The organism is Gordonia sp. NPDC003422 (assembly GCF_053588675.1).
Genome location: NZ_JBSFQL010000011.1, coordinates 12,027 through 38,043 on the forward strand (window position 1 = coordinate 12,027; position 26,017 = coordinate 38,043).

General features: G+C 66.8%; 28 protein-coding genes. 12 read left to right on the top strand and 16 right to left on the bottom strand.

Going from position 1 to position 26,017, the window contains the following annotated elements; all coding sequences use genetic code 11:
- Positions 1 to 102 precede the first annotated feature (102 nt).
- Both ACWDTF_RS11250 and ACWDTF_RS11255 read left to right on the top strand, forming a co-directional pair.
- Positions 103 to 1,458: an LCP family glycopolymer transferase gene (locus tag ACWDTF_RS11250; RefSeq protein WP_433257366.1), complete on the top strand. Its 1,356-nt coding sequence runs from the start codon at positions 103 to 105 to the stop codon at positions 1,456 to 1,458.
- 91 nt (positions 1,459 to 1,549) lie between these two features.
- A complete protein-coding gene (locus ACWDTF_RS11255; protein WP_449754378.1) occupies positions 1,550 to 2,089 on the top strand; it encodes a ferritin in 540 nt (179 codons plus the stop codon).
- Between the two features lie 9 nt (positions 2,090 to 2,098).
- Here ACWDTF_RS11255 and ACWDTF_RS11260 read toward each other — a convergent pair whose 3' ends face one another.
- The 5 genes from ACWDTF_RS11260 to ACWDTF_RS11280 form a co-directional block, all read right to left on the bottom strand.
- The gene (locus ACWDTF_RS11260; RefSeq protein ID WP_449754379.1) at positions 2,099 to 3,079 is read right to left on the bottom strand and encodes a DUF5926 family protein; all 981 of its coding nucleotides are present in this window, start codon (positions 3,077 to 3,079) and stop codon (positions 2,099 to 2,101) included.
- A gap of 16 nt (positions 3,080 to 3,095) precedes the next feature.
- A complete protein-coding gene (locus ACWDTF_RS11265) occupies positions 3,096 to 3,905 on the bottom strand; it encodes a glycerophosphodiester phosphodiesterase family protein (protein WP_449754380.1) in 810 nt (269 codons plus the stop codon).
- The gene (locus ACWDTF_RS11270) at positions 3,902 to 4,684 is read right to left on the bottom strand and encodes a DUF4328 domain-containing protein (RefSeq protein WP_449754381.1); all 783 of its coding nucleotides are present in this window, start codon (positions 4,682 to 4,684) and stop codon (positions 3,902 to 3,904) included. The genes ACWDTF_RS11265 and ACWDTF_RS11270 overlap by 4 nt, the downstream gene beginning before the upstream one ends.
- A 344-nt stretch (positions 4,685 to 5,028) precedes the next feature.
- The gene (locus ACWDTF_RS11275) at positions 5,029 to 5,376 is read right to left on the bottom strand and encodes a rhodanese-like domain-containing protein (protein WP_240857467.1); all 348 of its coding nucleotides are present in this window, start codon (positions 5,374 to 5,376) and stop codon (positions 5,029 to 5,031) included.
- Positions 5,377 to 5,695: 319 nt separating this feature from the next.
- On the bottom strand, positions 5,696 to 6,589 hold the full coding sequence (locus ACWDTF_RS11280; protein WP_449754382.1) for a S49 family peptidase: 894 nt from the start codon (positions 6,587 to 6,589) through the stop codon (positions 5,696 to 5,698).
- Positions 6,590 to 6,649: 60 nt separating this feature from the next.
- Here ACWDTF_RS11280 and ACWDTF_RS11285 point away from each other — a divergent pair, with 60 nt between their 5' ends.
- Positions 6,650 to 7,411: a VOC family protein gene (locus ACWDTF_RS11285; protein WP_240857370.1), complete on the top strand. Its 762-nt coding sequence runs from the start codon at positions 6,650 to 6,652 to the stop codon at positions 7,409 to 7,411.
- Here the strand turns inward: ACWDTF_RS11285 and ACWDTF_RS11290 are convergent.
- Together ACWDTF_RS11290 and msrA are read right to left on the bottom strand one after the other, a co-directional pair.
- Entirely contained in the window at positions 7,408 to 8,472 is a 1,065-nt protein-coding gene (locus tag ACWDTF_RS11290) for a winged helix DNA-binding domain-containing protein (RefSeq protein ID WP_449754383.1), read from the bottom strand. The genes ACWDTF_RS11285 and ACWDTF_RS11290 overlap by 4 nt on opposite strands.
- Before the next feature lie 6 nt (positions 8,473 to 8,478).
- Positions 8,479 to 9,177: a peptide-methionine (S)-S-oxide reductase MsrA gene (gene msrA / locus ACWDTF_RS11295; RefSeq protein ID WP_355274983.1), complete on the bottom strand. Its 699-nt coding sequence runs from the start codon at positions 9,175 to 9,177 to the stop codon at positions 8,479 to 8,481.
- 131 nt (positions 9,178 to 9,308) lie between these two features.
- Here msrA and ACWDTF_RS11300 point away from each other — a divergent pair, with 131 nt between their 5' ends.
- Together ACWDTF_RS11300 and ACWDTF_RS11305 are read left to right on the top strand one after the other, a co-directional pair.
- Positions 9,309 to 9,464, top strand: coding sequence for a hypothetical protein (locus ACWDTF_RS11300; RefSeq protein WP_240857373.1), 156 nt, complete (start codon positions 9,309 to 9,311; stop codon positions 9,462 to 9,464).
- Between the two features lie 224 nt (positions 9,465 to 9,688).
- A complete protein-coding gene (locus ACWDTF_RS11305) occupies positions 9,689 to 10,318 on the top strand; it encodes a superoxide dismutase (RefSeq protein ID WP_355274980.1) in 630 nt (209 codons plus the stop codon).
- A gap of 36 nt (positions 10,319 to 10,354) precedes the next feature.
- Here the strand turns inward: ACWDTF_RS11305 and ACWDTF_RS11310 are convergent, their stop codons facing one another.
- From ACWDTF_RS11310 to ACWDTF_RS11320, 3 genes are all read right to left on the bottom strand, one after another.
- The gene (locus tag ACWDTF_RS11310) at positions 10,355 to 11,566 is read right to left on the bottom strand and encodes a low temperature requirement protein A (protein WP_240857375.1); all 1,212 of its coding nucleotides are present in this window, start codon (positions 11,564 to 11,566) and stop codon (positions 10,355 to 10,357) included.
- Between the two features lie 123 nt (positions 11,567 to 11,689).
- Complete coding sequence (locus tag ACWDTF_RS11315; protein WP_240857376.1) at positions 11,690 to 12,442, bottom strand: energy-coupling factor transporter transmembrane component T family protein; 753 nt, start codon at positions 12,440 to 12,442, stop codon at positions 11,690 to 11,692.
- 42 nt (positions 12,443 to 12,484) lie between these two features.
- A complete protein-coding gene (locus ACWDTF_RS11320) occupies positions 12,485 to 14,503 on the bottom strand; it encodes an ABC transporter ATP-binding protein (RefSeq protein WP_449754439.1) in 2,019 nt (672 codons plus the stop codon).
- A gap of 240 nt (positions 14,504 to 14,743) precedes the next feature.
- Here ACWDTF_RS11320 and ACWDTF_RS11325 point away from each other — a divergent pair, with 240 nt between their 5' ends.
- The 3 genes from ACWDTF_RS11325 (at position 14,744) to ACWDTF_RS11335 (ending at position 16,950) form a co-directional block, all read left to right on the top strand.
- Complete coding sequence (locus tag ACWDTF_RS11325) at positions 14,744 to 15,265, top strand: peptidase (protein WP_240857377.1); 522 nt, start codon at positions 14,744 to 14,746, stop codon at positions 15,263 to 15,265.
- A gap of 118 nt (positions 15,266 to 15,383) precedes the next feature.
- Positions 15,384 to 16,088 carry a TMEM165/GDT1 family protein gene (locus ACWDTF_RS11330; RefSeq protein ID WP_449754384.1) on the top strand — a complete coding sequence of 235 codons (705 nt, stop codon included), beginning with the start codon at positions 15,384 to 15,386 and terminating at the stop codon, positions 16,086 to 16,088.
- A 100-nt stretch (positions 16,089 to 16,188) separates the two neighbouring features.
- Positions 16,189 to 16,950, top strand: a complete 762-nt coding sequence (locus tag ACWDTF_RS11335; protein WP_240857379.1) for an SDR family NAD(P)-dependent oxidoreductase — start codon at positions 16,189 to 16,191, stop codon at positions 16,948 to 16,950.
- Between the two features lie 120 nt (positions 16,951 to 17,070).
- Here the strand turns inward: ACWDTF_RS11335 and ACWDTF_RS11340 are convergent, their stop codons facing one another.
- Genes ACWDTF_RS11340 through ACWDTF_RS11350 form a run of 3 tightly spaced genes read right to left on the bottom strand, consistent with a single transcriptional unit; the run spans position 17,071 to position 19,298 of the window.
- Positions 17,071 to 18,189, bottom strand: a complete 1,119-nt coding sequence (locus ACWDTF_RS11340) for an MAB_1171c family putative transporter (protein WP_240857380.1) — start codon at positions 18,187 to 18,189, stop codon at positions 17,071 to 17,073.
- Positions 18,180 to 18,692 carry a hypothetical protein gene (locus ACWDTF_RS11345; protein ID WP_355274971.1) on the bottom strand — a complete coding sequence of 171 codons (513 nt, stop codon included), beginning with the start codon at positions 18,690 to 18,692 and terminating at the stop codon, positions 18,180 to 18,182. Before ACWDTF_RS11345 ends, ACWDTF_RS11340 begins: the two co-directional genes overlap by 10 nt.
- Positions 18,693 to 18,719: 27 nt before the next feature.
- Positions 18,720 to 19,298: an XRE family transcriptional regulator gene (locus ACWDTF_RS11350; protein WP_433257346.1), complete on the bottom strand. Its 579-nt coding sequence runs from the start codon at positions 19,296 to 19,298 to the stop codon at positions 18,720 to 18,722.
- A 268-nt stretch (positions 19,299 to 19,566) separates the two neighbouring features.
- Here ACWDTF_RS11350 and ACWDTF_RS11355 point away from each other — a divergent pair, with 268 nt between their 5' ends.
- On the top strand, positions 19,567 to 20,544 hold the full coding sequence (locus ACWDTF_RS11355; RefSeq protein ID WP_240857382.1) for a hypothetical protein: 978 nt from the start codon (positions 19,567 to 19,569) through the stop codon (positions 20,542 to 20,544).
- Here the strand turns inward: ACWDTF_RS11355 and ACWDTF_RS11360 are convergent.
- Positions 20,476 to 22,203 (bottom strand): TM0106 family RecB-like putative nuclease, encoded by a 1,728-nt coding sequence (locus tag ACWDTF_RS11360; RefSeq protein WP_449754385.1) that lies wholly within the window; start codon positions 22,201 to 22,203, stop codon positions 20,476 to 20,478. The two genes, ACWDTF_RS11355 and ACWDTF_RS11360, sit on opposite strands and share 69 nt — an antisense overlap.
- Positions 22,204 to 22,291: 88 nt before the next feature.
- Here ACWDTF_RS11360 and ACWDTF_RS11365 point away from each other — a divergent pair, with 88 nt between their 5' ends.
- Together ACWDTF_RS11365 and ACWDTF_RS11370 are read left to right on the top strand one after the other, a co-directional pair.
- Positions 22,292 to 22,984 carry a DUF6474 family protein gene (locus ACWDTF_RS11365; RefSeq protein WP_240857384.1) on the top strand — a complete coding sequence of 231 codons (693 nt, stop codon included), beginning with the start codon at positions 22,292 to 22,294 and terminating at the stop codon, positions 22,982 to 22,984.
- A 57-nt stretch (positions 22,985 to 23,041) separates the two neighbouring features.
- Positions 23,042 to 23,605, top strand: a complete 564-nt coding sequence (locus tag ACWDTF_RS11370; protein ID WP_240857385.1) for a histone H1-like repetitive region-containing protein — start codon at positions 23,042 to 23,044, stop codon at positions 23,603 to 23,605.
- Here ACWDTF_RS11370 and ACWDTF_RS11375 read toward each other — a convergent pair.
- Complete coding sequence (locus ACWDTF_RS11375) at positions 23,537 to 24,457, bottom strand: alpha/beta fold hydrolase (RefSeq protein ID WP_449754386.1); 921 nt, start codon at positions 24,455 to 24,457, stop codon at positions 23,537 to 23,539. The genes ACWDTF_RS11370 and ACWDTF_RS11375 overlap by 69 nt on opposite strands.
- A gap of 95 nt (positions 24,458 to 24,552) precedes the next feature.
- On the bottom strand, positions 24,553 to 25,389 hold the full coding sequence (locus ACWDTF_RS11380) for an AraC family transcriptional regulator (protein WP_449754387.1): 837 nt from the start codon (positions 25,387 to 25,389) through the stop codon (positions 24,553 to 24,555).
- 77 nt (positions 25,390 to 25,466) lie between these two features.
- Here ACWDTF_RS11380 and ACWDTF_RS11385 point away from each other — a divergent pair, with 77 nt between their 5' ends.
- Positions 25,467 to 25,904 (top strand): DUF3224 domain-containing protein, encoded by a 438-nt coding sequence (locus ACWDTF_RS11385; protein WP_449754388.1) that lies wholly within the window; start codon positions 25,467 to 25,469, stop codon positions 25,902 to 25,904.
- The last annotated feature ends 113 nt before the right edge of the window (positions 25,905 to 26,017 follow it).

Below are 26,017 nucleotides of genomic sequence, written 5' to 3' on the forward strand. Positions count from 1 at the left end.
GCTCCCTGAGGTGCGAGCTTGCGAGCCTCGAAGGGCTCGCGAGCCGACAATGTCCGGCTATCTCGGGAACTCTGCGGGGCTCTCGTCAGTACATTGGATGTGATGAACCAGCCGGACCCGCCGATGATGCGTAGGCAGGGTCCGCCGAACCCGCCGCCGCGAGGCCCTCAGCCGCCACCTCGCCCGTACCAGGATCCGCGTGGTCCGCAGCGACCCCGATCACCCCAGCCCGACGCCGCGACCGTCCGCTCGGCCGGCCGACCGGGTGAGATCTATCACCCTCCGCAGGCGTGGTCGGCCGTTCCCGGCACTCACCGGCCGGACGACCGACGGTCGGGCAACCGCCCACCCGGGGCACGCGAGTACGCGCCGACGCAGAAGCCGGAGCCCATTCCGGCGGAGGCGCCGCGGCCCGCCAGGCCGTCCCATCGGGACCCCGACCACCGACGCTCCCAGCCGCCGCCGCCCGCCGCACCCCGCGACGTCAAACGCCCGCGTCGTCGGCGCCGCTGGCCGATCCTGCGCATTCTGCTGGTGCTGTTGCTGGTGATCGTGGTCGGCATGGTCGCGATGGTCTTCTACTACGACAGCAAGCTGCACCGGGTCGACGCCCTGGTCTCTTACGCCGGACGCCCCGGTGACACGCCCGGCACCAACTGGCTCATCGTCGGAACAGATTCGCGCGCAGACCTTTCCGACGAACAGCGCACCGACCTGTCCACCGGCGACGCGGAAGGCGCCCGCACGGACACCATCATGCTGGTGCACAATCCGCCGGACGGGAAGCCGCTCATCGTCAGTTTGCCGCGTGACCTGTACGTCGACATCCCCGGCGTCGGCACGGCAAAGATCAACGCGGCCTTCAACTCCGGTGGCGCCCAACTGCTGGTGCGCACGGTGGAGAACCTCACCGGCCTGCGTATCGACCACTACGCGGAGGTCGGATTCGGCGGATTCGACACCCTCGTCGACGCTGTGGGCGGCGTCGACATCTGTCTCGACCAACCCATCAACGACCCCAAGGCCGGACCACCGCTGAAGAAGGGGTGCCACCGGCTCAACGGCCGTCAGGCCCTGACCCTGGTCCGCTCGCGCGACTTCCCGCAGGCCGACCTCGTGCGCGTGGTCAACCAACGGAAGTTCCTCTCCGCGCTGGTATCTCGGGCCACCAGCCCCGGGGTGTTGCTGAATCCGTTCCGGTTCTTCGGCTTTGTCAACGGGGCGGTCGACGCCCTCGTCGTCGACCGTCACGATCACATCTGGAACCTCGCCGCCCTCGCCTTCGCCCTGCGCGACGATCCGATCACGACGACAACACCAACGGGCCCAGCGGAATTCGACGGCGGCGAATCGGTGCTCCCGGTGTCGGAGAACACCAAGCAGTTCTTCGAGTACCTCAAGGCCGGCAAACCGGTGCCCGAGCAACTGCTCGACACCACCGGTGGAGTCGTCAACTGATCATCGATGACAGCATATTCGCAGGTCAGACTAACCTTAGTTAGGGAGAACTTCATCGTCGTGCATCTGCGATCCACGTAGAATGGATCTCATGAGCACCGAACGAACGAAATTCCACCAGCTCCTGCACGACCAGATCAGCAACGAATTCTTCTCGTCGCAGCAGTACATCGCGGTCGCGCTCTACTACGACAATCACGACATGCCGCAGTTGGCCAGGCACTTCTACCAACAGTCCGTGGAAGAGCGCAATCACGCGATGATGATCGTGCAGTACTTCCTCGACCGGGACATGGCCGTCCAGGTTCCCGGGATCGACGCCCCGCGAACGGACTTCGACGACTACAAGGCGCCGATCGAGCTCGCGCTGACCCAGGAGCAGGCGGTCACCCAGCAGATCGTCGACCTCGCGAAGTCGGCCCGCGACACCGGCGACTACCTCGGTGAGCAGTTCATGCAGTGGTTCCTCAAGGAGCAGGTCGAGGAGGTCGCCACGATGACCACCCTGCGCACCATTGCCGAACGCGCCCAAGGCAATCTGTTCGACCTGGAGAACTTCGTGGAACGCGAACTCAACACCGCCGACGCGAACGACGCCACCGCCCCGCCGGCGGCCGGCGGAAACCTCTGACGCCGAGGTTCAGCGCAGCGTGACCTGACGTCCGCGGATGCCGTCCCGTGAACTCCGTTCGTCCGGGGTGAGCGGGGCGGTTTCTGCGAGTGCGTCACCGAGCCACGTCTCGAACTGGTCGACGCCGGGATACCACTCCTCGTGGTGCATCTCGTTGTCGAGGTCGAAAACCGGAACCAACAGCCCGTGGGTGCGGAAAGACCCGGCGAAGCGCGACCCCTCACCCAGCGTGAGCCGCCCCGCGGCGTGAAGTCGGGCCAACGCCGTCATGAGATCATCCTCGGGTTCCGGGCGGATCCACCGAAGATGGGCTCGCTCACCGGCATCCACCCACCACGGCGCCCCGACCCCGGCTGCCGTCCGCAGGCGCGCCGTCGGCAACACCGAATCGTTTGCGCGCTCGAACATCTCGGCGATCTCCGGTGGCACGTCGGTGCCGGGCGGGAACCACCACGAGAAGTCCTCGTACACCGTGATATCAAGCGGTGCATCGACTTTCACGATATCGAGCAGATCGGGAGACGACGTCGGCCCGAATTGCTCGCCGGGTTTGGCGTGAGCCGCCCACTCGATCGCGGCAGCCAGCTCCGCGCCCAGCTCGACGCGGTCCGGCTCGGTCTGCAACCCGACGAATCCCTCTGGGATATCCCGCGTTTCACGCACGAGGGCAGGGATGGCCCCGGGCAGGACGGTGGCCAGGGTCACTTCGTTGCGTACACCGGGCACCACCTCGCGCAGCGGCGCGTCGTCGTCGGCGAGCACCGAGGTCAGTTCGGGTGCGGGCGGCCCGGGTTCCACCAGATCCACCCGAGCGGTCGCCGAAGCGACAAAAGTGCGCAGCGCGACCAGATCGCATTCGGCGGCGAGCCCGCCGAACGGGCGCGGTGGCGGCGCGAGAGCCGCTACCTGCCTTGCTTTTCGGGCTGCGACCCGCTCGGCGCGATTGCTGCCGGGGCGCGGTCCGCTGCCCCGCTTGCTCTTCTTACCCATGGTCTCCCAGTTTTCGTCAGTCGACGGTGACGAGCCAGTCCCGCACCTGTGCCGGATGATTGGTGGCCACCCACCGGACGCCGAGATCCGCGCACAACTGGACGTCGACGAGTTCGTCCACCGTCCAGCAGTAGGTCACCCGACCGGCCGCTGCCGCGCGATCCACCAGGTCCGGATACTGGCGCAACGTGGCCACCGAGGGGCCGATTCCGGTGGCCCCCACCGCCGTCGCGGCGCTGCCGCCGAGTACGCGCGCAGTGTCGCCGAGCAGGATCGTCGGCAGCATCGGTGCGTGCCGCCGGATACGCCAGACGCCGGCCGATGAGAACGAGATCACCACGGCCCGACTGTGGTCGGCCGACGGCGGTGCCGCAACGCCGAATTCGTGCAACGTCTCCAGCAGGGTCTGCTCGACCAGACTGCCGTAGCGCACCGGATGTTTGGTCTCGATGAACAAGCGGACCGGTCGGCGCCAATCCAGCGTGAGGGTCAGCAGTTCGCGCAGGGTGAGAACCGACGCGGGCTTGCCTGGGTCGTGCCAACTACCGAAGTCCAACTCGCGCAGTTGCGCCAGCGACATCTCACTCACCGCGCCGGTGCCGTCGGAGGTGCGATCGACGGTGCGGTCGTGGATGCAGACGAGTTGGTGGTCGCTGGTCAGCCGAACATCGCACTCGAGGCCGTCGGCTCCCTGGGCGAGGGCGAGTTCGTAGGCGCCCAGCGTGTGCTCGGCCACGTGCCCGGAGGCTCCACGGTGAGCGACCACTGCGGGCTTTCCCGAACGGGAAACCTGTTCGGCGACATCGGCAGGGCCCTGGGCGCTCACGCGAGCACTACCCAGCGTTTGTCGGGCACCGGGTCGGGCGCTGGTGCGGCAAACAGGCGAGGAACGCGGTCGGCCATCCAGAATGCGAACACCGACGACACCACCGCGCTGATGATCACCATCGTCAGGGCGTTGGCGCCGGATTGGATCGAACCGGACTGCCACGCGTACAGGCGGAAGACGATCGCCGCGATCGCCACCGCGTTGACGATGCCCCACGCCACCCAGAGGCGGATGAGACGGCGACGGATGAGTTCCCGGTCGAGATCCGGGCGTACGTCGGCTGCCTCGGCGATGAGGAGCCCGCCACCCACGATGTTCACGAGGGGTATGCCGCCGAGCACGATGAGCCACCGTCGGCGCCGCGGGTCCAGCCGGTCTGCCAGACCGTACGACTGCTTGCGCACCTCGATCACCCAGGCCACGAACGCAGCGGTGGCCACGATGAACGACAGGACACCCAGTACGCCGCACCCGAGGACCAGGACGGTCGAGGTGTCGATGAGCCACTTCGGGATCGGCGTGGTCCGGTTCACTGTCAACAGGATGTAGCGCAACAGGTGAACGACCGCCGAGGCCGCAAGGATGCCACCGGTCACCAGGAGCGCCAGACGCAGTTGCGACTGGGCGTTCTCGACCGGATCGACGGCGTGTTCCTCGGAGACGGGCCGGTCCCGAAGGCCCCACGTCGGCAGGTATGCGTAGCGCGGGATCGACCGCGGACCCCGGGGTCGTTGCGGGCGCTGCGGGGGAATCGATTCCGGTGGGCGGCGAGCCACCCAACGCATGTTTGCCGCTCGGTACAGCCGCGGGCGGCCACCGGGCCCCCAGGCCGGCCCCGGCCGAACGTATCCCGCGGGAGCCGGACCCTGGTTGCGGTACCGCCCCGGGTAGGCAGGCGGCTGCTGGGGTCGAGCGGGTGGGGCTTGGGCGGGTGGGGCTTGGGCGGGTGCGACATGACCGGGTGCGACATGACCGGGTGGGGCTTGACCGGGTTGAGCACCGGCCACGGCCAGCGCCTGATGCGCGTCTTCGACGACGGACAGTGGGCCACCGCAGCGGGGGCACCGTTCACGGCCCGGGCGGTGCGGCGCCTGAATGCGGCACCGCGGGCAGAGATCGATCATCCGCGATCGTCGTTCCCGGCCGGGCCACCCACCTCGACCGGACGTCCCTGCTGCACCCAGGCGAGCATGCCGCCTTCCACGCAGGACCCTTCGTAGCCGACCTGAGCCAGGTACTGCAGCACTCGCATCGACCGGCCGCTGGAATGACAGACCACGAAGAGTTCCGCGTCGAGGTCGATCTCTTCGAGTCGGGAGGGGACATCCCCCATCGGAATGTGCACCGCGCCACGGATGTGTCCGTTTGCCCACTCATCGTCCTCGCGGACGTCGAGCATCACCACGTCGGCAACTCCGCTGAAGTCGTCCGGGAGTTCGTTGACCGCAACCGATGCAATGTCGCCCATGCTCACGCATTCCATGGTGGCACAGCGAGCTCCCGACGCGGACCACACCGTCCGAACAGCCGACTATGTCGACCATCATACTTCTATCCACATGTGAACGATCGACGCCGCTCAGAACAATCAACCCTGACGGTCAACCTGTGGATGAGACTGTGGAAACTGTGGAAACATGCTGGCCAAGGCCATCTGCTATGTGACGGGCGTCACTACAAAGGTGCAGCCTGCGCACACAAAATTCACATGAGTGCATGGATCTGTCGGGTCTCGCAGAATCTTCCCGTTGAGAAAGCCTGTGGATAAACCTGGGGAAAATTGCGCTTCAGAGCCGAGTCGAGTATGTGGTTCGCAGCGTCTGGGCCCGGTCCACGGCGGCCAGTACACCGGTCGTGATGCTTTCTGCCAGCACCGTGAGCACGCTGTCCACCGACCCGCCTCCGCTCATCGACATCTGCCTGCCGATCACTCGGGCGAGCAACGGCTTGGGCGCCTCGACGACGGTGATCTCGGCATCCGGGTAACGCTCGGCGATCACCGACCGCATCACACCGATGCCGTCCACGAGGCCCACCTCGGCCGCGTTGGCGCCCACCCAGACGTCCCCGCTGAACAGCTCGTCGTCGGGCCCGTTGAGCTTCTTGCCGCGGCGCTGCCGTACCCAGGTGATGAACGACTCGTGGAGCTGTCGCTGCAGTCCCTTGAGCCACTCCACATCCTCGGCCGTCTCCGGCGAGAAGGTGTCGAGCCGGGCCTTGTTGTCGCCCGAGGTGTAGAGCCGACGCTCCACACCGAACCGCGACAACACGTCCGCGAGTCCGAATCCCGAGGACACGACACCGATCGATCCGACGATGGAGGTGTGGGCGGCGATGATCTCGTCGGCGGCGCAGGCGATCCAGTACCCGCCCGAGGCCGCGATGTCCTCGCAGAACGCCAGGACCGGCACACCCTTCTCCGAGGCGAGCTGCCGGATCCGCTCGGCGATGTACTCCGACTGTGCCGGTGAGCCACCCGGCGAGTTGATCACCACGACGACGGCCTTGAGCCGTTCGGTCGCGAATGCGCGCTTGAGGATCGGTTCCACCGTGTCGGTGGTGAGGCCGGGTCGTCCGACCGGCGACGCGCCGATCGGGCCGTCGAGGCGCACCACCGCGACCTGCTCGGTGTGCGACTTCGAGAGCTTTTTGCCCAGCTTGCCCAGGACTCCTGCGTTCATTGCGTCGAGTCTAGGGCGTGCACAGCCGGGTCCGCGTATCCGCCGACCTACACTTTGCGCATGCAGGTGCGGTGGCTGAGCGCATTCCTCGATTTCCCGGCCGAACAGTTCGGTCCGGAGGTCACGTTCTGGCGGGCCATCGCGGGCAGCACCGTGTCGCCGCCGCGGGGTGAGCACCGCGAGTTCGCCTCACTCGAACCCTTCTTCGGCGATCCCCACCTGCGCGTGCAACGCATCGACGACGGTCCGGGTGGCGTCCACCTCGACATCCACACCGACGATCCACGCACTGCCGCAACCGAAGCACTTGCCCTCGGCGCCACGTCGGTGGCCGACCATGGCAAGTACCTCACCTTGGCCTCGCCCGGCGGGATGGTGTTCTGCCTCGTGCCGTGGGAGGGCGAAGCACGCAAGTCACGGCCGATCCGGTGGCCGGGTGACGCGATCAGCATCATCGACCAGGTGTGCATCGACTGCCCGCGGGATCTCTTCGACGCGGAGGTGCTGTTCTGGTCACAGATCACCGGTGCCGCCACCAAGGCGACCAGCAGACCCGAGCTCGTTGCGCTGCGCCGTGACCCCAAGCTCACGCTGGGCATCCTGCTTCAACGGCTCGACGAGCCGGCCCGCGACGCGCAGGGCGTGCCCACGCGCACTCGTGCCCACCTCGACGTCGCCACCAATTCGGTGGCCGATGAGGTGGCCCGCCACGAGGATTGGGGCGCCCGGGTGATCGTCGCCCACGACCGGTGGACCGTGATGGCCGACCCGGTGGGTCGCCGCTACTGCATCACCAGCCGGAACCCGCGGACCGGCAGTTAGCCGACGAAAGTCTCCACCCGATCGACCTCCGCATCGACATCCCGTCGTGCCTTCGCCGACACCTCGCGCAAGTACTCCACGCCCACCGTGCCGTCGTTCCGGACGCGCCAGGTGCCGGCCAGAAAACCGTCGACGAGAACGAAGCCCGGCGATGCGCCGTTGGCGGTGACCGTGCGCCGATAGACTTCCTCGTCGGCGATGCGTCGTCGATCTGCTTGTGCGACAAGGACATTGTCGAAGGGTGCGACCAGACGCGGCGGCACCGGGCCGTCGTCGACGATGTCGAGACCCTCGAGGTCGTAGAGGTCCTCGCCGTCGGGGCCGCTGAGCCGCGCGAGCTCCCAATCGGCCTCCATCGCCACCACGAGTGGTCGCAGCCCAGTGAGTCCGCACCACGTCTGGATGCCCTGCACGGTCGCCGGCCCGAAACCCCGCAGGTAGAGCCGGATGAGATCCTTACGGGCCTCGTCGCCCGCGATCGCGGGTTCGCCGGGTCCGACCCAGTCGTCGAAGCGCTGGTAGGTCACCGCCTGCTTCCCACGGAACAGCCCGCGCGGCGGCACCTGCACCAGCGGCAGCCCGCATCGTGCGATGGCGGTCAGCACCGTTGGCTGCTCGTCGGGGTGCCGAGTCGCGAGGGCTGCACCAAGTTCGGCACCGCGCAATTCCCGGCCGGCCAACAGCTCGTCGGCGTCGGCGAGGACCTGCTCGGCCGTCGCAGTGACCAGCTTCGACGCGTGGTTGCGGCGGAGGTCGGCGTCGAGCACCGGCTGGGCGAGGGGTCGGATCCACCGCGCGTCCTCGGCGTCGACGACGAACAGCGTCGACCTCAGCAAGGCGATGCGCACCACCTCGCGTTCGGTGAGCAGGTCGTCGAGTTCGCTCGAATCGAATCCCTCGATCCGCGACAGCAATCCGAAGAACGGCGCACGTGGATCCTGGGCCTGCAGTCCGACGCATCGGTCGAGGATCTCGATGGCGTCTTCCTCGACGCGTTCGAGCAGGTGCTGACGATGCAGCAGCGTGCGATTCCATTGCCGCCGCGAAATCTGTTCGGTCACCGGCACTTACGCGGGGTAGTGGATTCCGGTCGCCGCGTGGCAGCGATAGCCGTGCGGGTTCTTCGCCAGGTATTGCTGGTGGTAGTCCTCGGCGTAGTAGAAGTGCCCGTCACCGGCCTTGGCGAGCGGAGCGATCTCGGTCGCGATCTTGCCGAGGCCTGCCTCGGCAAGCGCTGTCGCGAATTTCTCCGCGGTGCCGCGCGCCAGCTCGGCGTCGGCCTCGGTGAGCGTGAAGATCGCCGACCGGTACTGCGTGCCGACGTCGTTGCCCTGTCGCATCACCTGGGTCGGGTCGTGGGTCTCCCAGAAGGTCTTGAGGATGCCCTCGAGGTCGATCTCAGCGGGATCGAAGACGACGAGCGCGGATTCGGTGTGTCCGGTGCGGGCCGAACAGACCTCTTCGTACGTGGGGTTGGGGGTGTACCCGCCCGCATAGCCGACCGCGGTCGTGTACACGCCGGGGACCTGCCAGAAGATCTCCTCGACGCCCCAGAAGCACCCGCCCGCGAGGATCACCGCTTGGTAGCCGTCGAAGCGACCGACACCGCCGCAGTTCTCATCCGGTGTTCCGCGCATCGGATGATGCAGGACGATGTTCTCCGAGGCGAGCGGTTGCGCGATCTCGCGTCCGGCCAGGGCGGCGTCGGCTGCGACGAGTTCCTGCTTGTGTGCGCGTCCGGATAACAGCTGGTCAAGCCACGACATGCGCCAAGTCTACGCGGAGCCCCGATCGCCGGGTTGAGTCGATTGACCGACTCTGTTTTAATGGCGTCCATCACATCTGTGACGGGGCTCACGCAGTTCGTCCCGCCCACAAGGCAGTGCGGAAGGTGACGATGGCGACTCACGCAAGCGGCGATCTCCGTGGCGCTCTCCGACCGTCGCGTCCGGCCGTTCCGCGTGCCGCCTACAACGTGGGTGCCCGTTGTCGCACCACGGCGCTGAGCATCGCCGCCCTTCTGGTTCTGTTCGTCGTGCTCGTCCTCATCTGAGTCCGGTCACCGAGTCCAATCACCAAGGCCGACAACATATTTCCGTAGAATCTCGTCGGCCGATCGGGTTCGTGTAGTTCAACCCCACTTGAAGTCTTTTTCGCCCGTTTGTTGCAATCCCCCATGCTCTGCGGAAGGGTGGAAGTGCCCGCGCGGCCAGGGACGACACCGTCGAAGACCGCGCGTGAACAGTGAGAACGAGCGTCACCTCAGAGAGGAATACCGTGGCTGAATACACCTTGCCGGATCTCCCTTACGACTATGGAGCCCTCGAGCCCCACATCTCTGGCAAGATCATGGAGCTCCATCACGACAAGCACCACGCAACGTATGTGAAGGGCGCCAACGACACCCTCGAGAAGCTGGCCGCCGCGCGCGACGACGAGTCGATCGCCGGCAAGGTCTACGGCCTCTCGGCAACGTTGTCGTTCCACCTCGGTGGGCACACCAACCACTCCATTTTCTGGAAGAACCTGTCGCCCAACGGCGGCGGTGAGCCCGACGGTGCTCTCGCCACCGCGATCACCGAGCAGTTCGGTGGTTTCGACAAGTTCAAGGCCCACTTCACCGCGGCCGCGACCACCCTGCAGGGGTCGGGCTGGGCCATTCTGGGCTACGACACCATCGGCGGCAACCTGGTGATCCTGCAGCTCACCGACCAGAGCGGCAACATCCCGGCGGCGATCATCCCGGTCGTCATGCTGGACATGTGGGAGCACGCCTTCTACCTCGACTACCAGAACGTGAAGCCGGATTACGTCAAGGCCTGGTGGAACGTGGTCAACTGGGCCGACGCGGGCGAGCGCTACGCCACCGCGACGAGCCAGGGACCGGGACTCGTCGTCTCCGCCTGACTGCTACACCTGAAACTCCCACTTACACACGAGATCTCATGTGTAAGTGGGAGTTTTGTGTGTGCCCTCGTCGTCGGGCTCGGGATTCTGGGCGGCATGTAGCGCGGCCAGGCCGACCATCGCGTACATGGGGACCAGGACGAGCAGCGAGACGATCCAGAGTTGAAGGTCTGCGACGTCGGCGATCACCGCGATGGCCACCAGAACCGCCAGATTGATGGCTACGACGAGCCCTTCGAAACGGTCGATGCCGCCGGTCGAGTACACGAACAACGCGAGGCCCACCAGGAAGATCGCCGGGCCGCCCGCAATGGCCACGGCGGTTCCGGTGATGGCGTGCTCGTGCGGATGGGCGATCATCAACTCGGTGCCGACGGCAGCGACGATCACGCCGCCCACCAAGATCGCATGCGAGTAGGCGTAGGCACCTCGGGCGACGGCGGCGGGATTGCTCGAATCCGCGAGTCGCTCCTCGGCGATATCGGCGTGCCGGGCGAAGTACAGCCACCAGAACGAGACGGTGAGCGCGAAGCCGACGACGAACGACACGTAGGCGATCGTGGTGGCGGGCACCTCCGAGAACTCGCGTCCCACCGACAGCACCGTCTCGCCGAGCGCGATGATGAAGATCAGCCGATTGCGCTCCACCAGGTGGCCCGACGACAGCGTCCAGGATTCCATCGGCGTCGAACCCAAGCCGGGAACCCACAGATCGACCATGGGTCCGGCGACGTCGATCCCCAGTGCGACCGCCCAGATGAGTAGCCGGAGCTTCGCGTCGTCGACGAAGGCGCCGGTGATCCACACGGCGCCGGCCACCGTCGACCACACCCCGAGGTTGACGTAATTACGGCCAATGGGGTCCCCGCGCAACGAGATTGCCATGAACAGTGGGCGCAGGATCTGCATCGCCGCGACCGCCACCGCGAACTGCATGCCGCGCTCGTCGAAGGCCTCCGGGATGGCGCTCGACATGATGAGCCCCAGACCCATCAGGATCACCAGCAGCACCCGCACGGGCAGGCGGTCGGGGTCGATCCAGTTGGTCGCCCACGTGGTGTAGTTCCACACCCACCACACCGCGCCGAACAGCACCAGCGTCTGGAGCGCGCCCTCCCAGGTGAGGTGATGCGCGAGGAGCGCCGCGAGCTGGGTGATGGCGAAGACGTAGACGAGGTCGAAGAACAGTTCCATCGTCGTGACCTCGGGCGCTCGGTCCCGGGCCCGACGAACGTACTTCGTCAGCATGACGCACCTCGTCTCGATCGTGAACGACGTTCCTACCGTAGAGGACCAAGTGCAGGGACGGACATATCCGACCTGTCGGCCAGGCCGACGGTCGTGAGGCCCGCACTCAGGGCGCGGATGGGATCAGAGCAGGATCGTCGCCACGATCGCCACCCCACACGCGACCGCGACCACCGCCAGCGCAACAAAATCCGCACGCTTCGGCCCCGATGGATACGCCGTGAGCCGGCCGGTGCCGCCACGCGCGGTGATCGCCTCGGCCATCTCGGCGCTGCGTCGAAGGGCCGACGACATCGCTGCGGTGATCATGTCCATGATCCCCATCTCGGCCGACGGATGATCGGTGCGGCCCTTGGTGACCGGGCGCAGCTTGTGGGCGGCGCGCAGCATGCGCAGTTCCTCGATGAGCATCGGCAGACCACGCAGGCACAGCGCAATCGCGACCGCCCACTCGTCGACGGGGAGCCGGAACCAGCGCAGCGGCCGCATGAGCCGCGCGAGAGCAGGTGCGACCTCGGCCATCGGGGTGGTCCAGATGACGAGGATGGAGATCCCCACCAACACCAGGCCCAATGCCACGGCGCGCAGGAAGACCAGCACCGCAGGCAGACCGGCGAACGACGCGTTGACCGCGACCCCCACACCGATCAGACCCCAGAACCACCACGGCGGACGCGGCAACGCGCCCAACGGAATTCCCGCGGCAAGTGCGGTCAGCAACACGACCGCGGCCACCATCCCGAGGGCAGGCCACGACGGCAGCACCCAGGTCATGATCCCCAGGATCAGCACGATCAGGAGTTTCGTCCCGGCCCACAGCCGATGCACAAACGAGTTGCCCGGCACCTGCCGAAGCGGCACCATCCGCATTGTCATCGGGCACCTCCGGTGCGTGTCATCGGAGACCTCCGGTGCGTGTCATCGGGCACCTCCGGCAAGCGCGGCCCCTGCGTCGAGCCGACCGTCGACGAGTTCAACCCGCCTATCGCACACGCTGTCCAGCGCCTCGAAATCGTGCGAGATGATCACGATCGTCTGCCCGTCGCGTCGTAGCCGGGCCAGCAGGTCGACGATCTCTTGTCGCGCATAGGGATCGAGCCCGGCGAGCGGTTCGTCGAGAACCAGCACCTGCGGGGTCCGGGCGATCAGACCGGCCAGCACCACGCGGCGCATCTGTCCACCACTCAGCGCGTCGACGCCGGTGGTCGCCATCTCCCGGGGCAGGCCCACGAGTTCGAGCACCCGGGCCACCTCGGCCGTGCCCACCTTGTCGCCGCCGGCCGCCATGATCTCGTCGCCGACCGTCGCCTTCTGCAGTTGCAGCCGCGCATGCTGGAAGCCGAGTCCGACCTTGCCCACCTGACCGGTCACCGGAGCGCCGTCGAGCGTGGCCGTGCCCGATCCCGGCGCGATCAAACCTGCCATGATCCACGCGAGAGTTGTTTTCCCCGAACCGTTTCCGCCGACGATCAACACCCCGTCGCTACGATGCACGGTCAGCGAGACATCCTGCAGCGCAACCACTTCCCACGGCGAACCCGCCAGATGCGCGTGCCCCACGTGGTCGACCACCAGCAGCGGTTCCGGGGGCGCGTGATGGGGCCGCACGTGCAGCGTCGAAGCTGCAACGGGTTCGTCCTCGGTCACGCCGGTCGGCACCCAATCCGGTGCGTGCGGCACCACCCGACCGTCGACGAGGTGGATGACGCGGTCGGCCCGTGCGGCCTCGGTTCCACGATGCGTGATCAGCACGACCGTGATCCCGCGCCGCGCCGGCAACCCGGCCAGCAACTCCAGCAACTGTTCGCGCCCGAGCGGATCGACCATCGAGGTCACCTCGTCGGCGATGAGCAGAGCCGGATCGCGGGCGAGCGCGGCGGCGATCGCGAGACGCTGCTGCTGCCCGCCGGACAGATCGCTGGTCTCGCGTTGGCCGAGCCCGGCCAACCCCACTTCCGCGAGCAACGCCTCGACGTCGACGTCGGCATCCGCGGGAAGTCCCCAGACGAGGTCGTCGGCGACACGGGAACCCAGCATCTGGGTCTCCGGTCGCTGCAGCACCATCGCGGTACCCCCGCGCTGCCCGAGGCCCGCCAGTCCCGGCCGGGTGATCGAGCCGGTGGTGGGCGCCCGACCGGCCAGCACCTTGGCCAGCGTCGACTTGCCCGAACCGTTGGCGCCGACGATCGCGACGAACTCGCCCTTCTCGATCGTCAGGTCGACGTCGTGCAACACCTGGCGGGCACCCGCCCGGTAGGCGAAACCCACATCGGTGGCGCGCAAGGGCAGCGGCGCGATGTCGTGCTCGTCGTCGGACGTCAGGTCCGACGCCAGGGTGTCCTCGCTCGGCACATCCGCGAGACGCCGGATGACGGCGCCCAGAATCCACCACGCCACCAGCAACGACACCGCGGTTCCGACGGTGCCCGACACCCAGATCCACACCCACCAATGCGACGCGAGGCTCTGACTCACCGTCTCCAGCCAGTCCCCCAGCCACGACAGCGGGTCCCAGCGGTGCAGCCACTTGGCGACACCGTTGATCGAATTGGTCATGGCCTCGATCGCGAGGTTGCGCAGCGGCACCAGGATCAGGAGCGCGATCACCGAGAGCCCACCGATCAGCGGCGACGCGATCAGCGTGGCGAGCAGGATGCTGCCGAGCCCCCGGCCGCGCCGTTTGAGGTCACCGACGATTCCGCCGACCAGCGCAGACCCGACGACGGTGGCCATCGCGCCCGTCCCGGCCATCGCGAAGGCAACCAGCGTGGTCGCCACCGTTGCGGCGATGAGTGCGCGCGGGCGAGTACGGGCCGCGACGAGCGCCAGCGGCACCGGAGCGAGCAGTCCGGCGGCCTGGGCCAGGGGGATGACCGCGGCAACCACCACCGCGGCGACCGTAAGACCACCGAAGATGGCGATGGACGCGATCTCCATCGGCCGCAGTGGTGGCGAGTTCTTCACCCGATCCAGTGTGCCTGGTCGGGCCGACGATCCGACGACCCTGTCCGTCTACTGATCGGTTTACCGCGTGTAAAAGAAGCGTCACAACCCGGTGTTTCGAGTTGTCCACAGTCCCTGCCGGAGGCATATTCACGAGACCGGGTTCACACCCGGCGCCGGGAGCGAAGCGAGCGGGCCGAATGAGCCCCGGCCGCGCTGTGGAGGGAGGATCTGATGCAGTCCATTCCGATCGGCCTTACCCCGTTTCATCAGGAGGGTCTGTTGAACGGGATTCTGATCTCCGGCCGCTGGCCCGAGTCGACTCTCGAGTGGACGCAGACGCTGGTCGCATCCGTCCGCATTGCCTGCCGCCCAGGCTTTCTGCCCACCACCACGATCTTCGGCGTGGTCGAGGAGCGGCCCGACGACGCGGAGGACGACGCCGTCGGCATGATGCTCGCCGTCGGCAACGTCGTCGACGACAGCTTCATCGAAGCCGGACGTTTCCTCACCAACCCGCCCGCGCTGTTCATGCTGCATCCGCCGTCGCGAACCCGTCCGTCGTTGCCCGAATGCGCGGACGTGGCGTCGGGGTGTGTCCTCCTGCCCGGCCTGCCGGAATTGGGTCTGGAGCATCGGGCCGGATGGGCCGAGGCGGAGGCCGACGGCACCGTGGTGAACCTGCGCAACCAGGTGGGCATCGACCCCAACGCCGACCCCGACACCGCTGTCCTGGCGATGCTGCTCGCGGCCTGAGAGCTTCCGAACCCGCGTTTCCGGGTCCCCGAACTTTGATTTTTGTGCCTCCTACCTGCGGAAATGAGGCTGCGCGATGAGTTGCGCGTCGAAGTGAGGGTTATCTAACCTGGCGAACATGATTGCTGCCCTGCTACTGAGTTTCGGCGTGATCTTCGTCGCCGAACTGGGCGACAAGTCACAGCTGATGGCGATGACCTATGCCCTCCGCTATAGGTGGTGGGTGGTGCTGGCCGCGATCACCGTGGCCACCACCGCGGTGCATGCGGTGTCGGTGTTCTTCGGGCACTTCCTGGGATTGTCGATCCCCACCGATCTGATGTCGGTGCTGGCCGGTCTGGCCATGCTGATCTTTGGCTTGTGGACGCTGCGCGGCGATCACCTCGACGACGACGAATCGTCGAAGGCGAACCGGGTCGGCGCGTCGGTGTTCTTCGCGGTGATGTCGGCGTTCTTCCTGGCCGAACTCGGCGACAAGACGATGCTCGCCACCATCACCCTCTCGACCGGCCACGACTGGCTGGGCGTATGGATCGGCTCGACGCTGGGCATGGTCGCCGCCGACGCACTCGCCATCGGCATCGGGGCGGTACTCGGCAAGCACCTGCCCGAACGCACCATCGCGATCGGCGCCGCCGTCCTGTTCTTCGGTTTCGCCGCCTGGCTGATCGCCGAGGGCCTCATCGGTGCGTCGGCGCCGGCCATCGCTGCGACGGTCTCTGCCACTGTGGTGATCGTCGGACTCGGGGCGTTCTACATCCATCGCGTTCACCGCAGTGAGCACATCACCGAGGACGCCGAATCCCGACCGATCGCTCGGTAATTGCGGGGGTTGCTGCCGAACCGGACCCGACGACTGTTTAGGGTGAGGGTGATCGCGACCGGAATTCCGGTCTCATCGTCTCGAAAGGACGCGTAGAAACATGGACGTTTCGGGTTCATCCGTCTTGGTGACCGGTGGTGCTTCCGGCCTCGGTGCCGCTACCGCACGACGATTCGCCGCTGCCGGCGCACAGGTCTTCGGCCTCGACCTGCAGGCCTCCATCGACAAGGCGGCACCCGTCGGCGGTGTCACCCTGATCGCCGCCGACGTCACCAGCGAATCCGACGTCCAGGGCGCCATCGACACGATCGCCGAGTCGGGCGCACCGCTGCGCGTCGCGGTCAACTGCGCGGGCGTCGGCTGGGCGGCCCGCATCCTGGGCAAGCAGGGTCCGCATGAACTCGATCTCTTCCAGAAGATCATCAACATCAACCTGGTCGGCACCTTCAACGTCCTGCGCCTGGCGGCCAACCGCATGCAGGAGGAGTCCCCGATCGACGGTGACGGCCAGCGCGGCGTGATCATCAACACGGCATCGGTGGCCGCGTTCGAGGGCCAGATCGGGCAGATCGCCTACGCCGCGTCGAAGGGTGGCGTGCACGCGATGACCATCTCCGCTGCCCGCGACCTGGCCCGGATCGGCGTGCGAGTGTGCACCATCGCTCCCGGCACCATCAGCACCCCCATGCTCGCCGGGGTGACGCCGGAGTTCCAGAAGACGCTGGCCGAGGCCATCCCCTTCCCGCAGCGTCTGGGCGAGCCCGACGAGTACGCGCAGCTGGCGGAGTTCATCGTGACGCACAACTACCTCAACGGCGAGACCATCCGGATGGACGGTGCCATCCGGATGGCGCCGCGCTGATTCGGGGAGTTGGGTGACCACTGCAGCGACCTCCGGAAATCTGTACCTGGGAGGCTGGCCAAGTACATAGTGCACTTGGTCGGGTTGAGGCGTACAGATAACCGACGGGAGTGGCGGTGGCTATCTCGCCAGATCCATCGCGTCGTCGGCGAGTGCTTGCGAGAGTCGGACGAGGGGTGCGGCGTCGTCTTCCAGCCCCACACCCTCGTCGGGCACGACGTCACGCACCGCGCCGCTCACCGGCTCCGTGGTGTAGGTGGTGATCGCGCCCCGGAGCATCCGCGCCTGCACCGCCGGCTCCGCATACTCGAAAGCCCTTGGCAGACAGGGACTTATCTGGGTCAGCGCATCCCTGATCTCGACCACTCGACGATGCACGCGGGTGGTGGGGGTCATCTGTCCGGTGTCGGGTAGCACCACCTCGGGTACCGCGTCGGTCAGTAGTCGCCACAGCGGCAGGAGTTCGGTGTCGACGCGTCTCCGACGACGGTTGGCCAGAGTCGACTGCACTTTCGCATAGACCATCGGATAGCTGACGCCGACCAGGAACGCGACCACGCCGAGGACCGCGAGCACCCCGCTCGTACTCAGCAGCCAGGGCACGCGGAGGAATCCCGCGGCCGAGCCGATCACGAAGACGATCTGCACCAGCGAGCCCAGCGCCAGAAGACCCAGGCCGACGACGAGCAGGCCCAGCGACACCCGCAGATAACCGTCGGCCTCCAGAAAGAACTTCCGCACGTTGCGGACACAGGCGATGAAGCCATACGCGAGGTAGCCACTCGCGATGAGGAAGAATACCGCGAAACTCCAGCTCTTCGCCGTCCACTCGCTCATCGACGCGGTGCGGATCTCCACCGGGATCACCAGCATCGTGACCTGCAGCCCGATCAACGCCACCACGAGCGGCAGCGCCTCCATACCCGCGCGGCGTTCCCGCGACAGCTGCCCCGGGAAGAAGAACACCACAACGAGGGCGGCAACCCCGAGCGCGAGCAGAGCGTAGAAGACCACTCGAGAGGCACCCGTGAAGAGCGCCGCGTCGAGCGCTGCGGCAACCGACGACTCCGACACCACAAATGCCAGCGTGAGCGCGGTGATCGCGATCGTCATGGCCAGCGGCTGCAGCCCCCAACCCTGACGACGGATCTGGTCGAGTCGCCAGCAAAAAGCCACCGCGAAGACCACCAACGCGACGACGTTGACGACACCGATGCTGACCGACACACCTACAACCATCCACGATGGCCGCCGAAGAGTTTCTGCAGCCCTCGTAAACCGTCGTGTGTTGCCGTTGTGCCCACCGCAGCACCGGCCTCTTCTGCCCAGCTCAGGATCATCGACGCCAGCATTTCCGCTTCCCACTCACGGTCGTCGGAGTAGCAGGTGTGACGCAGCGCGGCCTCGGATTCGTCGCGCGTCGGCCCGGCGTCGGTCAGCGCGGACAGGTCGCCGAGTACCTGGTGTCCGGCGATGAGATGCCCGAATTCGTGAATGACGATCTGGTCGCGATGCAGCCGGGAGGTGTTTGCCTGGTGAAAGAAGTAGTCGGCATCCGAGGCGACCAGCCAGACGCCGTTGGGGGCGCCCACGGGGAGCGGATGCGCCACGAGATGGATCGGCCTGCCGCGTCGTTCGCCGTGGCGATCGCACAACTGGGTGACGTCGAGCGGCAGGTCGAGGTCGAGACCGCGCAGCGTGTTACGACACAGTGCGCGCAACTCACGAACGCTCCGACGCATGGGATCCCCCCGGGTCACCACATGAGGTCAGTCCTCGTGTGGTTGCCCGCCCACCACACGTAGCCGAGAATCGGCGAGTGCTTCGTCATCGGTGAGTCCCGCCGCGATCACGTCCGGCGGATCCTTGGGCAGACCCTGCTGCTCGCGCAGGACCTTGATCAGCTCGTTGACCACGGTCACCGAGTCGCTCGACAGGCCCGCGAGCCGGAAGGCGGCGAGTTGAACGTTGGTGTCGGCCTGCAGGCGCATGAGGTCGATCTCGTCGCGAGTGCGCTGGGCGGCGCGATCCTCGAGGAAGTAGTGCACGTCGACGCCGAACGCGGCGGCGATGCCCTCGACCGTGCGGAACGAGGGCGACTTGGCCTTACCCGACCGTAGTTGGCTCAGGTACGACTCGCCGAGCCGGAATCCGCGCTCGGTCGACCGCTGAGCGATCGCCTTCGCGCTGTACGCGCGGCCGTTTGGCCCCGGCACCGTCCGAAACAGCTCTTCCAGACGTCGCGCAAACAGGCCCGGATCGAGTGCAGCCTTTTCGTTCGACACCGCGATATCGGCGTCGGTGCGGCCGGTGTCGACCATCGGCTTCTCCGTCCCTCCTGCAGTCATCACAGAAATCTCCAAAACCCAAAATTTGAACTTGCAAACATTAAAGCCCGCAATGCAGCCCGATTGCAACGCTCGTTACGATCAGAACGTACCTGAAGGGATGCCCCGATGCGTGTCACCTCTCGCAATGGTGTAACGATCCAAGGTGTGGCGTTGTTCACACTTTGGGCCGACGAACGGTTGCAAGATGGCCGCATTTTGGTGACACCGTGACAACGCTGAAGTGAACATAAGGTACATACAGACACCATTCTACGCCGGAGGACGCATGACACACCGCGCCGAGCCCTCGCGCTCGCCACGCGTGCGACAGCGGCTCATCGCTGCCCTGATCGCGGTGTTCGCGCTTCTGGCGCTCACGCTGGCAGCGGGCCTGGGTGCGTCGGCGCCAGGGCCCGGCGGTCCCGGACCGGCCGGGTCTGGGCATCACGATTCCGACTCGAACAGCGAGAACAGCAACAACAACAGCGACGACGACGGTAGCGACGGCAGTAACGACGACTCGGGCGCGCCTGGTGGCCCGCACGACCCCGGGGGAGCCGGCAACCACGGACCCGGTGGTCCCGGGCACCACAATCCCGGGTCCGGCAGCCACGGACACGGGCACGGCAGTGGCAATGGGCACGGCCACGGCAACCACGGACCAGGCGGTCATCACCCCACCGGTTCGACGCCCGATCCGTCGGACACCTCGGGTCCATCGGGAAGCGACACCGAAACGGCCGAGTCGCCGACGGCCACGAGCGGGCACGCCGGCGGCCACACGTACACCCCGCCAACCAAGACCCCGCCAACCAAGACAACGACCACCTCCACCCAGACCCGGGTCGACGGGCCGGGCGCCGACCGGACCCCGTCGAGATCACAACCGACGAAAACCCAGCAGTCGAAACCGCAGGAATCGAGACAGCCGGCCGGTCCGGTGATCGCCGTCGCACCTCCCGGTGGTCGGGGACCCGATGACACCGGCGGGGCAGGTCCGGCCGCCGCGGCGCCGCAGGCCCCCCCGAACGTGCCCGCGTCGGCCGTGCGGGCACCTGTCGCCAACGAGCAGCAACCCGCGGCACCGAATTACCCCGCCCACCCGGCCCAGGCCCTCGCGCCGACGTCCGACCAACCCGCCACCCTGGCCGGGATTCGACGGTTCATCATCGGCATCGCCCCCGGGGCGCTGTTGCTACTCGGCGCGCTCGCCCTCCTGGGCAGCGGTTCGTTCCTCGACGCTCTCCGCAACATGCGGGCCTGACGCCGCGTCCGGTCCGGCCCGGAAGGCCAGCAGCTCGCGTTCGTGGGGGACGTCGTTGGCCGCTCTGTCGGTGATCCACTCCCGCAACACCTTTGTGGCGCGCACGTCGTCCTCGTTGTACTCGAGCAGACGCGCGCGTTGGGTCAAGTCCACCGGACCGGGCCCGAGACCCACTGCCGCGCTGTACCACTCCATCGACGCTTCACCACCGGCGTCGACGTCACGCCAGGCGAAGCCGGCCACCGGCGCGACGCGCTTGAGGCCTTTGCCATTCGGGCAGATGAAGTTGCGGCCGACGGCGGCATAGATGTCGACCCATTCGGGTGATGCGATGAAGGCTTCCACGTCGGCGCGCGACGGAATGCCCGGCGAACCGGCGAACCGGTCCGCCGAAGCCAACAGCCAGCGATTCTCCGCCTGCTCCGAATAGCAGTAGGCCGCAAAGGTTTTCCCTGCCCCGTGTGCTGCCTCTCGAACGCCGATCAACCAACTCCAGAACTCGGCGAACGAACGCGCCTCGTCTGTGGTGGGCAGCGGATCCCAGGTGACGAACGGCCGATACCGCACCATGACGTCCGGTTCGGTGTTGTCGGTGAGCAGCGTCCCCCACAGATACGCGCCGTGCTCGCCAAAGCTCTCCATGTCGACGTCGACCTCGACGTCGGCCCGCACGACGGTCGGTTCATCTACGCGTCGGACCAGCGCGGTGTCGGTCAACCAAGCGATCGCGTTGACGATCGCATCGTCGAAACGCACGTTGCCCGGCCACCTGTCCGGCGCATCGCCATGGTAGTGGGCCAGCTGGTCTATCGTCTGAATTCCGATGTCTTCCAGGGCATTCCACTGATTTCCCGATGCCACCAGGCTGACGTCGCGGCGCTCGACGAGTTCGGGTTCGCAACGACCCCACCAGGGACACGACCGGCATTCTCCGACTCGCCGCGCGACAGTTGGAACTGCTTGAGCAGCAATTCTTTTCCGACGTTCCAGGACGCGTCCGTAGTCATCGAGCGTGCGGCCGACCGCATGGACCACAATGCAGTCGGCATCCATGCCGATCACGCCTCCCACCGCGTCCTGAGGGTCGGCGGTCGAGCCCAAGCCGAGTTCGTCGAGCATCGCGACCAGATGCGCAAGACGCAGTGCATCACGCCGGTTGGGGCGACCCGTCCGGTACGGATCCGGGTTCGGCGCCCACACCCACAACGGACTCGTCACCAGCGATGGTGCGCGAACCTCTTCTGACAGTATAGTTTTGGCCGCTTGCGTGACTCGGTGATTCACCACGATCACCGGCACGTAGCCGTCGCCGTGAGCAATCAACAGTTCCGCGTGTCCGCGTCGGCCGGCCTCGAGGTCGACGGGCAGCGTGGCGTTCCAGATCCATCGCGCCCCGGCGGCGCAGGCGTCGAGCGTTGCCCGCGCACGCGCCGCCGCGTCGGCGTCGGGGCTGATCGCGACAAAGGTCTCGGGGTGGTCGCTGTGGATGCCGCGCAGCAGCTCGCCTACCGCGGATCGGAGGGACGCGGCCGCCTCCTTGCGACGCAGGACCCCGGGCGCATCGCGTCGGTCACCGACCAGCACCGGATGCTCGAAGTCGAGCGCCAGCCGGTGCTCGCATCCGGCGAGATCACGGGGCGCCAACACCACTGCAGGCACGGCACCTTCTTTCCGTTTGTCCGGGCGCGTTTCCACCCTATGTAATGCTTGTACCAGCAACGTGAGCCGGCAGTGAAAGGTCATTGGAATGGGTGTGTTCTCGTCCGACGGTAAGAGCCGCGCGCAACGCAAGGCGGAGGCAAAAGCACTCAAGGCCAAGGCGAAGCTCGAAGCGAAGCTCGAGGCCAAGGATCGGCGTCGCTCGGAGAAGGATCGACGCAAGGCCGAGCACAAGTACTTCAAGAAGGAGCTCAAGGCCCAGCGCAAGAACTCCGACCACATCAGCAAGAACCAGGCCAAGGTGGCCAAGGCCGAGGCGAAGAAGATCGAGGTCGAGGCCAAGGCCGCTGCCGACGCGAAGGCGCTGAGCCCGGCGAGTGTGCGCCGGTACCTGACCGTCGCGCGGATCGTGGCCCCGATCGCCGTCCCGATCGTGTATCGCGCCGCGGTGGCCGGCCGTGGTCGGATCACCGCGTTGCAGGCCGGTCGGGCCGGCGTGTCCCCGGAGGTGCTGCGGCAGTTCTCCGGACACGGCGCAACGTTGTCGGCCCGGATCGCCACCACCCGCACCGCATTGGACAAGGTCACCACGACCGACCGCAGCGCCGACTCCGACGACTTCGTCAAGGCGATGACGGCGCGGCTGGACAACCTGGCCGTCGCGGTCGACGCCGCCGAATCCATGCCGCCGAATCAGCGGCGGACCGCGCATCAATCCATCGACGACGAGCTGGCCGCCATCGACGCGGATATCCTGGCACGACTCGGTGTCCGGGCCTGAGGCATACCACTAGGATCGGCACCAACCGCGCAGCAACGACGCGAGGAGCGCATCGAGATGACCGAGCCGGACCCACCAGCCAACCCGGAACCCCGAGGGGAGGCGACCCCGGCGAAGAAGGCACCTGCGAAGAAGGCACCCGCGAAGAAAGCTGCGGCCAAGAAGGTGCCGGCCAAGAAGGCTCCGGCAAAGAACGCCACTGCCAAAAAGGTGCCGGCCAAGAAGGCCACTGCCAAAACGGTGCCGGGCAAGAAAGCACCCGCGAAGAAGGCTGCGGGCGGACCGTCAGGGCCGGCGTCGACGGCTCCCCCGAAGACCGCGCCGCCGGAAGTCCGGTCCGACAGCGTCCAACCAGAAGTCGCCCAACCAGAAGTCGACCAACTCGCAGCGAGCAATCCGCCGACCGAGGTGAGCAGCACGAACGTCTCGTCGCGTCCGGTCGACGTGGTTGCCGAGTCGGATGCCCAGCGCGCAACCTTCGCTCAACTGCGATCGGGCGCACCCACCGAGTTGCCGACGCCCAACCGCACGGCGCCGATCGTCGTCGCCGCCCTAATCGGCCTGCTCGGCGCGCTCCTCGTCGTCCTTCGTCGGCGTCATCGCCGGCAGATCGACGGCTGACTGCATCGCACGTTCGTCTGCCGTGGCCGCGCGGTCGATGATTGCCTTCGCCACCTCGGCCGGCCGGGTCTCGGGCAGCCAGTGCGAGGCACGACGCAGCGTGACGAACTCGTAGGGCGCATCCACCCAGGAGCCGCACAGCCGGGCACCCGTACGTCCGAGTGCGACGTCGCCGTCGCTCCACACATACGTCGTGGGAACGTGCACTCGTCGCATACGCAGGCGCTTGTCGGGGATCAGCATCGCGCGATACCAGTTCAGCGCCCCCGGCAACGCCCCGTAGGCGACGATGTCGGTTGCCAGGTGGTCGTCGTCGGATTCGGGCAGTCCAGCCTTCCGTGCGGCACCCGGTTGCCGGAGACCGAGGGCGAGCAACTTCTCGGGCAGCCACGGGATCTGAAACAACAGCATGTACCAGGACTTGAGGATCTGACCGCGCGGCATCGCGGCGAGGAACGCACCCGGATGCGGCACCGACAATGTCGTCAGCGTGCGCACCCGATCGGGTTCCCGGATGGCCAGCGCCCACGCGACCATCGCTCCCCAGTCATGACCCACCACGTGCACATCGGGCGTTCCGATCTCGTCGATCAGCGCGAGAACGTCATCGACCAATTCGGACTGTCGATAGTCACGACGTCGCCGCGGCCGCGCCCGCGGCGAGTATCCACGCTGATCGGGGGCGTAGGTCCGAAAACCCTTCGCATGCAGCAGCGGTGCCACACGGCCCCAGGACGCCGCCCGCTGCGGAAACCCATGCAACAGCACAATGGGGATGCCGACGAGCGGACCCTCGTCGACGACGTCGAATGTCCATGAGCCCCTGCGATACTCGGTGATGCGTCCGGTCACGTCTGATCTCCTGTGTTTCGCTGGACCCGGTCACATTCCCCGTCGCTTCGCTCGCCCCGGTCACATCACCCGTCGCTTCGCTCGCCCCGGTCACATCACCCGTCGCTTCGCTCGCCCCGGTCACATTCCCCGTCGCTTCGCTCGCCCCGATGATAGGACGCCGGAGGTGTTCCGACTACCTCCGTGAACAACCGCGTGAGATGCGCCTGGTCGCTGAAGCCGAGGTCGGCTGCCACCGTCGCCCAGTCCACGTCGGCACCGCTGTTGGCGGCCGCCGCGGCATCGAGCAGACGGAACCGCCGGACGACCCATTTGGGCCCGATCCCGACATAGTCGCCGAACACTCGCTGCAGGGTCCGCAGGCTCATCCCGGCCTGCTCGGCGAGCTGGTCGGCTCGAGTGATGGTGTGGTCGTGCTCGGCGGCGGCCACCAGGCCGGCCACCGCGTCGACCATCGGATCCCGCTCCGGTCGCAGCCCGCGCAACCACTCCTCCGCGACGGCGACGATGTCCTCGTCGGTCGCATCACGGCGCAGCAGACGTCGGGCCAGCGGTCGGTCGTCGAACCCCAGGAGGTCGCCGATCGGGGTCACCGAACGGGTCACCGAGTTCACCGGACGCCCCAAGATCGGCCGAAATCCGCCCGGCCGCAACGCCACACCCAGGACATGACCGGTACCGGTGAGGGTGCGCGAGAAACGATTGTCGCCGACACCGTGCACCATTACGCGGCTGGTCTCTGCAGCCAGATGAATGACCGGCTGCGGGATCACCGCTTGCGTGTGGGGTTCCTCGGCCTGCCACCGCACGATCCAGAAGTAGTCGACCCAGTGGGCGAGGTCGGGAGGCGGCGTGAACCGTCGAACATCGATCGCCGCGGCCCGCGACGGATGCAGGATCGCCCGCTCACCCCGCCCGAGGCCGTTCGCCATTATCCCAGTGTCGCGTTTGTTCAATACCCGGCACAACTCGCCGTTTCACACTGGTCGAGTACCGAGAGGAGAACATCATGACGCACACCAGCACCGGCAAATTCACCGTGAGCTCGTGGAACGAGACAACTGTGCACCAGGCCGACGACGAGACCATCGACATGGGTGGTGTCGCCTATCCGGCACGTGGATTCACCCGCGCCGACGTCGAATACGACTACCACGGAGACGTGTCCGGGCACGGCGTCGAGGCGTCGCTCATCGCCTACAACCGGGAGTCGAGCGCACCGACGATGGCGTTCCTGGCGTTCGACGGGTCGATCGACGGACACGAGGGCAGCCTCGTGCTGCGCAGTGTGGGTGAGCACGCGGGGATGGAGGTCAGCGGACGGCTCGACATCATTCCCGGGCTGGGCAACGGAGGCCTCGCCAATGCGACCGGCTACGCCGAGATCGAGATCTCCGGGCACAGCGACGACGGGTACCCGATCACCTTCCACTACGACCTGAACTGATGTGAAGAGTACTGCGTTTAGCCTCTGAACTGGGGAAATGCATCGGTGTCGTGCTAGCAAAATCTAGGGGAAGAGTTTCTTCCGCGAGGTTCACAGTCGTCCCCGAGAAATTT

Bases quoted from the DNA above. Each gene is read 5' to 3' on its own strand.
- ACWDTF_RS11250 (WP_433257366.1), top strand. From the start codon at position 103: ATGAACCAGCCGGACCCGCCGATGATGCGTAGGCAGGGTCCGCCGAAC.
- ACWDTF_RS11255 (WP_449754378.1), top strand. From the start codon at position 1,550: ATGAGCACCGAACGAACGAAATTCCACCAGCTCCTGCACGACCAGATC.
- ACWDTF_RS11260 (WP_449754379.1), bottom strand. From the start codon at position 3,079: ATGGGTAAGAAGAGCAAGCGGGGCAGCGGACCGCGCCCCGGCAGCAAT.
- ACWDTF_RS11275 (WP_240857467.1), bottom strand. From the start codon at position 5,376: ATGGGCGACATTGCATCGGTTGCGGTCAACGAACTCCCGGACGACTTC.
- ACWDTF_RS11280 (WP_449754382.1), bottom strand. From the start codon at position 6,589: ATGAACGCAGGAGTCCTGGGCAAGCTGGGCAAAAAGCTCTCGAAGTCG.
- ACWDTF_RS11285 (WP_240857370.1), top strand. From the start codon at position 6,650: ATGCAGGTGCGGTGGCTGAGCGCATTCCTCGATTTCCCGGCCGAACAG.
- msrA (WP_355274983.1), bottom strand. From the start codon at position 9,177: ATGTCGTGGCTTGACCAGCTGTTATCCGGACGCGCACACAAGCAGGAA.
- ACWDTF_RS11300 (WP_240857373.1), top strand. From the start codon at position 9,309: ATGGCGACTCACGCAAGCGGCGATCTCCGTGGCGCTCTCCGACCGTCG.
- ACWDTF_RS11310 (WP_240857375.1), bottom strand. From the start codon at position 11,566: ATGCTGACGAAGTACGTTCGTCGGGCCCGGGACCGAGCGCCCGAGGTC.
- ACWDTF_RS11315 (WP_240857376.1), bottom strand. From the start codon at position 12,442: ATGACAATGCGGATGGTGCCGCTTCGGCAGGTGCCGGGCAACTCGTTT.
- ACWDTF_RS11320 (WP_449754439.1), bottom strand. From the start codon at position 14,503: ATGGAGATCGCGTCCATCGCCATCTTCGGTGGTCTTACGGTCGCCGCG.
- ACWDTF_RS11325 (WP_240857377.1), top strand. From the start codon at position 14,744: ATGCAGTCCATTCCGATCGGCCTTACCCCGTTTCATCAGGAGGGTCTG.
- ACWDTF_RS11330 (WP_449754384.1), top strand. From the start codon at position 15,384: ATGATTGCTGCCCTGCTACTGAGTTTCGGCGTGATCTTCGTCGCCGAA.
- ACWDTF_RS11335 (WP_240857379.1), top strand. From the start codon at position 16,189: ATGGACGTTTCGGGTTCATCCGTCTTGGTGACCGGTGGTGCTTCCGGC.
- ACWDTF_RS11340 (WP_240857380.1), bottom strand. From the start codon at position 18,189: ATGGTTGTAGGTGTGTCGGTCAGCATCGGTGTCGTCAACGTCGTCGCG.
- ACWDTF_RS11345 (WP_355274971.1), bottom strand. From the start codon at position 18,692: ATGCGTCGGAGCGTTCGTGAGTTGCGCGCACTGTGTCGTAACACGCTG.
- ACWDTF_RS11350 (WP_433257346.1), bottom strand. From the start codon at position 19,298: ATGACTGCAGGAGGGACGGAGAAGCCGATGGTCGACACCGGCCGCACC.
- ACWDTF_RS11355 (WP_240857382.1), top strand. From the start codon at position 19,567: ATGACACACCGCGCCGAGCCCTCGCGCTCGCCACGCGTGCGACAGCGG.
- ACWDTF_RS11365 (WP_240857384.1), top strand. From the start codon at position 22,292: ATGGGTGTGTTCTCGTCCGACGGTAAGAGCCGCGCGCAACGCAAGGCG.
- ACWDTF_RS11370 (WP_240857385.1), top strand. From the start codon at position 23,042: ATGACCGAGCCGGACCCACCAGCCAACCCGGAACCCCGAGGGGAGGCG.
- ACWDTF_RS11380 (WP_449754387.1), bottom strand. From the start codon at position 25,389: ATGGCGAACGGCCTCGGGCGGGGTGAGCGGGCGATCCTGCATCCGTCG.
- ACWDTF_RS11385 (WP_449754388.1), top strand. From the start codon at position 25,467: ATGACGCACACCAGCACCGGCAAATTCACCGTGAGCTCGTGGAACGAG.